Genomic DNA, 7,404 nt, shown 5'->3' on the forward strand with positions numbered 1-7,404 from the left:
CTACAATCCGTTCGATTTCTTCGTCGAGCCGTCGGCCGAGGCGTTTCCGTTCGAGTATCCGGAAGAGATCCGCGACGATCTCGCCATTTACCGCACCCCGGAGCCGGCCGGTCCGCTGCTTTCGGCTTTGCTCGGGACCATCGACCGCAGCGCAAAGAACACCGTCAATTTCCTCGTCGATCTCAATGCCCGGCTGCAGCGCGAAATCGCCTATATCGTGCGCATGGAGACCGGTGTGTTCTCGCCGGAAGAGACGCTGGCCGCGAAAAAAGGCTCGTGCCGCGATTCAAGCTGGCTGCTGGTGCAGATCTTGCGCAATCTCGGCATCGCCGCGCGCTTTGTCTCCGGCTATCTGATCCAGCTCAAGCCGGATCTCGTCGCGCTGGATGGACCGCCTGGAACCGCCGTAGACTTCACCGATCTGCATGCCTGGTGCGAGGTCTATCTTCCCGGCGCCGGCTGGATCGGCTTCGATCCGACCTCCGGCCTGCTCACCGGCGAGAGCCATGTGCCGCTCGCCGCCACGCCGCATTTCCGCAACGCAGCGCCGATTTCCGGCATGGCGAGCTTTGCCAATGTCGACTTCGGCTTCGAGATGCGGGTCGACCGCATCGCCGAACATCCGCGCATCACCAAGCCGTTCTCGGATGAAAGCTGGCAGGCGCTCGATGCACTCGGCAACAAGGTCGATGCAGCACTTGCGGAAGGTGACGTGCGGCTGACGATGGGCGGCGAGCCGACCTTCGTCTCGATCGACGATTTCGAATCCGCGGAGTGGAACACCGCTGCCGTCGGACCGACCAAGCGCGAGAAGGCCGATGCGCTGATCCGACGGTTGCGCGAGCGCTTCGCGCCGGGCGGCTTTCTCCACTACGGCCAAGGCAAATGGTATCCGGGCGAGAGCCTGCCGCGCTGGACCTTCTCGCTCTACTGGCGCGCCGATGGTGAACCGGTTTGGAGCGACCCGTCGCTGATCGCGCGCGAAAAGAGTGAGGCCGATGTCGGGCCGAAACAGGCCGAAGACCTGCTGACGGCGATTGCCGGGGAACTCGGCATCGAAAAATCCATGGTCAGCGAAGCCTATGAGGATCCGGCCGAGTGGCTGCTCAAGGAAGGCAAGCTGCCGGACAATGTCGATCCCTCCAACTCCAAGCTGGAGGATCCGGAAGAGCGCAGCCGCATGGCGAAAGTCTTCGAACGCGGGCTGACCAAGCCGTCCGGCTATGTACTGCCGGTGCAGCGCTGGAACAGCCAGGCGTCGGGACCGCGCTGGCGTTCGGAAAAGTGGAAGACGCGGCGCGGCCGGCTGTTCCTGGTGCCGGGCGATTCTCCGGTCGGCTATCGCTTGCCGCTCGGCACGCTTCCCTATGTGCCGCCGGCGCAGTTCCCCTACATCGTGCCGGTCGATCCCTCGCTGCCGCGCGGCCCATTGCAGGCGCGCGAGGCGATCCTGCCCGTAGCGGCTCCGGCCGAACTCGAAGGCGCCGATGAAATGGCGCGCCGCCAGCAGGCGGTGTCGTTCACCGCGGCAAGCGGTCAACAGGACCGGGTCGAGCAGGAAATCACCGAGATCGGCGGCGCGGTGCGCACCGCACTTTCGGTAGAGCCGCGCGACGGCCGGCTCTGCGTGTTCATGCCGCCGGTCGAGGCGCTCGAAGACTATCTTGAACTGGTGGCGGCTGCCGAGAATGCAGCGCGGACCATCGGTCTGCCGGTGCATATCGAAGGCTATGGCCCGCCGCACGATCCGCGCCTCAACGTCATCCGCGTCGCACCCGATCCCGGCGTCATCGAAGTCAACATCCATCCTGCCGCCAACTGGCAGGATTGCGTGGCGACGACGACAGCGATCTACGAGGAGGCGCGGCAGACCCGGCTTGGCGCCGACAAGTTCATGATCGACGGACGCCACACTGGCACCGGCGGCGGCAATCATGTCGTGGTCGGCGGCGCGACACCCAATGACAGTCCGTTCCTGCGCCGGCCCGATTTGTTGAAGAGCCTGGTGCTGCAGTGGCAGCGGCATCCGTCGCTGTCCTACCTGTTCTCCGGCCTGTTCATCGGCCCGACCAGCCAGGCGCCGCGCTTCGACGAGGCGCGTCATGACTCGCTCTACGAGCTCGAGATCGCGATGGCGCAGGTGCCGCATCCCGACCAGGGCGCGGCACCCTTGCCGTGGCTGGTCGACCGGCTGTTCCGCAACCTGTTGACCGATGTCACGGGCAATACGCATCGCTCGGAAATCTGCATCGACAAGCTGTTTTCGCCGGACGGGCCGACCGGCCGGCTCGGCCTGGTCGAGTTCCGCGGCTTCGAGATGCCGCCCAATGCGCGCATGAGTCTGGCGCAGCAGCTCTTGGTCCGTGCCATTATTGCCCGCGCGTGGAAAAACCCGCTCGACGGCCGCTTCGTGCGCTGGGGCACCTCGTTGCATGATCGTTTCATGCTGYCGCACCATGTCTGGGCGGATTTTCTCGACGTGCTCGACGATCTCAAGCTCAGCGGCTTCGAGTTTCGTCCGGAATGGTTCGATGCCCAGCTCGAATTCCGCTTCCCGTTCTGCGGCGAGGTCCAGCATGCCGGCATCAAGCTGGAGCTGCGGCAGGCGCTCGAGCCTTGGCACGTAATGGGCGAGCAAGGGGCGATCGGCGGCACCGTGCGCTTCGTCGATTCCTCGGTCGAACGGCTGCAGGTCAAGACCGAGGGGCTGAACCCCGAGCGTCATGCGGTGGTCTGCAACGGCCGCATCGTGCCGATGAAGGTCACCGACAACCGCGAGGTGGCGGTGGCGGGCGTCCGCTTCAAGGCGTGGCAGCCGGCTTCGGGACTGCATCCGGCGCTGCCGGTCAACACGCCGCTGGTGTTCGACATCTATGACCGCTGGTCGGGCCGCGCGGTCGGCGGCTGCGTCTACCATGTCGCGCATCCCGGTGGGCGCAACTACGACACCTTCCCGGTCAACGGCAACGAGGCGGAGGCACGGCGGCTCGCCCGCTTCGAACCGCGCGGCCATACGCCGTCCTTCTATGTGCTGCGTGAGGAACAACCGGCGGAAGATTTCCCGATGACGCTTGACCTTCGGCGGCCGGCAAGACTCTGATCAACGATGGCAAAGGGGAATCACAAAAGGGTACGCGGCAAGCCGCAGATCCACAGCCTGCTGGAGCACTACCAGCCGATCGACGGCGTCGTCGACGAGATGGTCGATGCGTCAGGCACTCCCCGTCCGGTCTGGAAGCACTTCATCGAGGCGCTCGACGAACTTGGGGCTGAAAAGCTTGGCCAGCGCTTCGCGCGCGCCGACCAGTATCTGCGCGACGCCGGCGTCTATTACCGCGTCTATGACAAGGCCGGCGCCAATGAGCGCGAATGGCCGCTGGCGCATATTCCCCTGCTTATCGAGGACAGCGAGTGGGCCGCGATCAGCGCCGGCCTGGTGCAGCGCGCCGAACTGTTCGAAGAGACGATTGCGGACATCTACGGGCCGAACCGGCTGGTCGAAAAGGGCATCCTGCCGGCGGGGCTGATCGCCGCCAGCCCGGAATATTTGCGGCCAGTGGTCGGCACCAGGCCGGCTGGCGGGCATTTCCTGCATTTCTGCGCGTTCGAACTCGGCCGCGGGCCCGACGGCCAATGGTGGGTGCTGGGCGACCGCACCCAGGCGCCATCCGGCGCCGGCTTTGCGCTGGAGAACCGCGTCGCCACCACACGCGCGCTGTCCGATATCTACGGCGAGATGCATGTGCACCGCCTTGCCGGCTTCTTCCGCCGTTTTCGCGATGCGTTGATCGGCATGGCCAAGGAAACCGACGGCCGTGTCGCCATCCTGACGCCGGGGCCGCTCAACGAAACCTATTACGAACACGCCTATATCGCCCGCTATCTCGGTATCATGCTGCTCGAAGGCGAGGATCTGACCGTCTCCGGCGGCAGGCTGATGGTGCGCACGGTCTCCGGCCTGATGCCGATCAGCGTGCTGTGGCGGCGGCTCGACGCTGCCTTCGCCGATCCGCTCGAACTGCGCCCGGATTCGCAGATCGGCACGCCAGGCCTTGTCGAGGCGATCCGCCAGGGCGCGGTTGCGACCGTCAACGCGCTTGGCTCCGGCCTGATGGAAACACGCGCGCTGCTCGCCTTCCTGCCCAAGATCTCGCGCGCCTTGCGGGGCGAGGAATTGCTGCTGCCGAGCGTCGCGACGTGGTGGTGCGGGCAGGCGACGGAACGCGCGCATGTGCTGGCCAATATCGACCGCATGGTGATCGGTCCGGCGCTATCGACACGGCTTGCCTTCGAGGATGACAACCAGACGAAGCTCGGCTCGGCGCTTTCCGCCGGGGAGCGGGCTGAGCTGGTGGCGCGCATCGAAGGTGAAGGCGGCGCCTTCGTCGGCCAGGAAGCGGTGACGCTTTCAACGACACCGGTCTTTGTCGGCGGCTGGCTGGAGCCACGGCCGGCGAGCCTGCGCGTCTATCTGGCGCGCACGCCCGAGGGCTGGACGGTGATGCCGGGCGGTTTTGCCCGCGTCGGCCTGTCGCTCGATCCGACGGCGATCGCCATGCAGCGTGGCGGCCAGGCTGCGGACGTCTGGGTGGTCAGCGACAGACCGGTGGAGCGCGAGACGCTGCTGCCGCAAGAAGGCGACAGCTTCATCCGCACCAGGCCGGGCAGCCTGCCCAGCCGGGCGGCGGAAAACCTGACCTGGCTCGGCCGCTACATCGAACGCTCGGAAGACACGGTGCGCATCCTGCGCGCCTATCATGTGCGGCTCGCCGAGACCTCCGATCCGGACATGCCGCTGCTTGCCGACATCAGGGATTATCTCGAACCTTTCGGCATCGACGTCGAGACGGCGATCCCGTCGGGACTGATCGGCACGCTGGATAGCGCCGTCTACAGCGCCGGGCAGATCCGCGACCGGTTCTCACCCGATGGCTGGCTGGCGCTCAAGGATCTGTCGAAGACCATCCATCAGTTCGCAACCACGGTGGCGCCCGGCGACGACGCGACACGGGCCATGACGGTCATCCTGCGCAAGCTCGCCGGCTTCTCCGGCCTGCTGCATGAGAACATGTACCGCTTCGCCGGTTGGCGTTTCCTCGAGATCGGCCGGCGGCTGGAGCGCGGCATCCAGATCGCCCGCACGCTGTCCCGGCTGACCGGCGCCAAGGCGCCGGACGGCGCGCTCGACATGATGCTGGAGATCGGCGACAGCGTGATGACCCACCGCCGGCAATATCCGGTGCAGGCCGGCCGGCGCACGGTGGTCGATCTCCTGGCGCTCGACCCGCTCAATCCGCGCTCCATCCTGTTCCAGCTCGAAAGGCTGAAGGCAGAGATCGGCCTGTTGCCGTCGCTCGGCGGCGAGGGGCACATGTCGCCGGCGGCCAAGGAGATCCTGCAACTCAACACCCAGATTGCCATCAAGGAGCCTTCGGACATGACGGCCAAGGCGCTGGACGATCTCGCCTATGAAATCGGCGGCCTCTACAACAGCCTCGCCAAAGCCTATTTCGGCTAGGCAGGTTCCGCAAAAGGGTCACATGGTTTTGCGACAAGACCCTGCGCCAAGACAAGAAAAGTAGCGCATGCTTTACGACATCCGGCTCCATCTCCATTACGACTATGCCGCGGCGGCGGGCGGCGGCCGCCACCAGATCCGCGTGCTGCCATCGACGATTTCCGGGGTGCAGCGCGTCATCGCCGCGTCATTGTCTTTTGCGCCGGCGCCCAACGAGCGTTCGGATTTTTTGGACTTCTTCGGCAACAACGTCACCTCGATCGCCTTTCGCGACGCGCATGATGCGCTCGACATAAGGATGAGCGCACGCGTATCGGTGTCGCGGCCCGAGCCCGGGCTCGACGTGTCGCCCGATATCGGCCGGCTCAGGCAGGAACTCGCCGCGGTGCGGTCGCTGGCGTCTGATGCACCGCATCATTTCCTGACGGGCAGCACCCATGCCGGCATCGATGGTGCGATCACCCTCTATGCGCAAGGCAGCGTCGGCGGCTCCGCCGCCGGCACGGCGATGGACCTGTGCAATCGCATCCATCGCGATTTCACCTATGACGGCGAGGCGACGACGGTGCGGACCCGGGCCAGCGACGCCTTCAGGCTGAAGCGTGGCGTCTGCCAGGACTTTTCGCACATCATGATCGCCGGCCTGCGCGGACTCGGTATTCCGGCCGGCTATGTCAGCGGCTTCCTGCGCACCATCCCGCCGAAGGGCAAGCCTCGGCTGGAAGGCGCCGATGCCATGCATGCCTGGGTCAAGGCCTGGTGCGGGCGCGACGCCGGCTGGCAGGAATTCGATCCGACCAACGGCATGCGGGCCAGCAACGACCACATCACCGTCGGCTACGGCCGCGACTATTCGGACGTGGCGCCGATCGTCGGCGTGCTGAAGACCACCGGCGGACAGGTCGGCGAACAGGCTGTCGACGTCATTCCGGTCGTGCTCGAAAAAGCCTGAAAGCAGGCTCGGCGCCAGCGCTGTCGCCGGCTTTTCGCACGACCTTTGGAACCAGCAATCGGCCCGCAGCTTATCTACGGATATTTGCGTGGAGCAGACATGCTGCAAAAATCCGGATTGTCGCACGGCCGGCCGGCTGACGAAGATGCTGTGCCGAAGAACGGGGCGCAAACCTCGGCCGATCATGCATCGCTTACCTATGTCAGCGATGCCGAGCCCGGCATAAGGCGGCTTAAGACAGGCAAGGGGTTTTCCTACAAGGGACCGAACGGGCGGCCAGTTCCCGACGTCACGCGGGCGCGCATCGAGGCTATCGTCATTCCGCCGGCCTGGACGGATGTGTGGATTTCGCCGGACGACGACGGTCATATCCAGGCGACCGGCAGGGACCAGCGCGGACGCAAGCAGTACCGCTACCATCCGCAATGGGCCGAAGAACGCGACGGCGCCAAATATTCGAGCCTTGTCGCCTTTGCCGAAAGCCTGCCGGTCCTGCGGCGCCGGATCGACGGCGATCTGCGCCGTCGCGGCCTGCCGCTCGAGCGTGTCGTCGCCGCCGTCGTCTGGCTGCTCGACAACACTATGATCCGCGTCGGCAACGCCGCCTACGCCCGCGACAACAAGAGTTTCGGGCTGACCACATTGCGCGACCGCCACGTCGACATCGTCGGTTCAAGCCTGCGCTTCGCCTTCAAGGGAAAGTCCGGCAAGGAGTGGAAGCTCAAGCTGGTCGATCGCCGCATCGCCGGGATCGTGCGCGGCGCACAGGACCTGCCCGGCCAAAAACTGTTCCAGTATCTCGATGAAGACGGCAACAGGCGGCCGGTCCGTTCAGAGGACGTCAACTGCTATATCAGGGAGGCCGTTGGCGATGCGTTCAGCTCCAAGCACTTCCGCACCTGGGGCGGCACCATCCACGCCGCGTCACTGTTTG

The 7,404-nt window shown here is 65.5% G+C and carries 4 protein-coding genes; all 4 read left to right on the forward strand.

All coding sequences use genetic code 11. The features are described from left to right. The coding region (locus tag ACXJ7R_RS20040; protein ID WP_457153362.1) for a transglutaminase family protein at positions 1-3,100 on the forward strand (3,100 nt) is incomplete at its 5' end. A 6-nt stretch (positions 3,101-3,106) separates the two neighbouring features. Next, positions 3,107-5,518, forward strand: coding sequence for a circularly permuted type 2 ATP-grasp protein (locus ACXJ7R_RS20045; protein WP_457153363.1), 2,412 nt, complete (start codon positions 3,107-3,109; stop codon positions 5,516-5,518). A 67-nt stretch (positions 5,519-5,585) separates the two neighbouring features. Further along, the gene (locus tag ACXJ7R_RS20050) at positions 5,586-6,470 is read left to right on the forward strand and encodes a transglutaminase family protein (RefSeq protein ID WP_457153364.1); all 885 of its coding nucleotides are present in this window, start codon (positions 5,586-5,588) and stop codon (positions 6,468-6,470) included. A 99-nt stretch (positions 6,471-6,569) separates the two neighbouring features. Further along, a partial coding sequence (locus tag ACXJ7R_RS20055) for a DNA topoisomerase IB (protein ID WP_457153365.1) occupies positions 6,570-7,404 on the forward strand: 835 nt, incomplete at its 3' end.

The sequence above is a fragment of the Mesorhizobium sp. P5_C1 genome (assembly GCF_054049815.1).

Coding starts and splice junctions, on each gene's coding strand:
- ACXJ7R_RS20045 (WP_457153363.1), top strand. CDS start 3,107: ATGGCAAAGGGGAATCACAAAAGGGTACGCGGCAAGCCGCAGATCCAC.
- ACXJ7R_RS20050 (WP_457153364.1), top strand. CDS start 5,586: ATGCTTTACGACATCCGGCTCCATCTCCATTACGACTATGCCGCGGCG.